The 678-nt window shown below is 67.3% G+C and carries 1 protein-coding gene; it reads right to left on the reverse strand.

Features of this window, described 5'->3' with window-relative positions:
* A partial coding sequence (locus tag C6P64_RS17400; RefSeq protein WP_105749795.1) for an electron transfer flavoprotein subunit beta/FixA family protein occupies nt 1–678 on the reverse strand: 678 nt, incomplete at its 3' end.

Consider the following 678-nt stretch of genomic DNA (forward strand, 5'->3'; position numbering starts at 1 on the left):
GATGAAAGCAGCCTCGGCCACCTTCAGCGTCTTCAGGCGCGGCGCCACGTCCACCCCCAGATCCGCCGGCTTGACGTTCTCCAGCGGCTTCTTCTTCGCCTTCATGATGTTGGGCAGCGTCACGTAGCGCGGCTCGTTCAGCCGCAGGTCGGTCGTGACGATGGCCGGCAGGCTCACGCTCAAGGTCTCCAGGCCACCGTCGATCTCGCGCGTGACCTCGACCTTGTCGCCCGCGACTTCCACCTTGCTCGCGAAGGTCGCCTGCGGCAGGCGGCTCAGCGCCGCCAGCATCTGGCCGGTCTGGTTCGCGTCGTCGTCGATCGCCTGCTTGCCCAGGATCACCAGGCCCGGCTGCTCTTTCGCCACCAGCGCGGCCAGCAGCTTGGCTACCGCCAGCGGCTGCAGCTCGGCATCGGTCTCGACGTGGATGGCGCGGTCGGCGCCGATGGCCAGCGCGGTGCGCAGCGTTTCCTGGCATTGCGCCACGCCGCAGGAGACGGCGATCACCTCGGTGGCGGCGCCCTTCTCCTTCAGGCGCACCGCTTCCTCGACGGCGATCTCGTCGAAGGGGTTCATGCTCATCTTGACGTTGGCGATGTCGACGCCGCTGCCGTCGGCCTTGACACGCACCTTGACGTTGTAGTCCACCACGCGCTTGACGGGGACGAGGATCTTCAT

Origin of the sequence: Malikia granosa, from assembly GCF_002980595.1 — a bacterium.
Taxonomy (GTDB): Bacteria; Pseudomonadota; Gammaproteobacteria; order Burkholderiales; family Burkholderiaceae_C; genus Malikia; species Malikia granosa.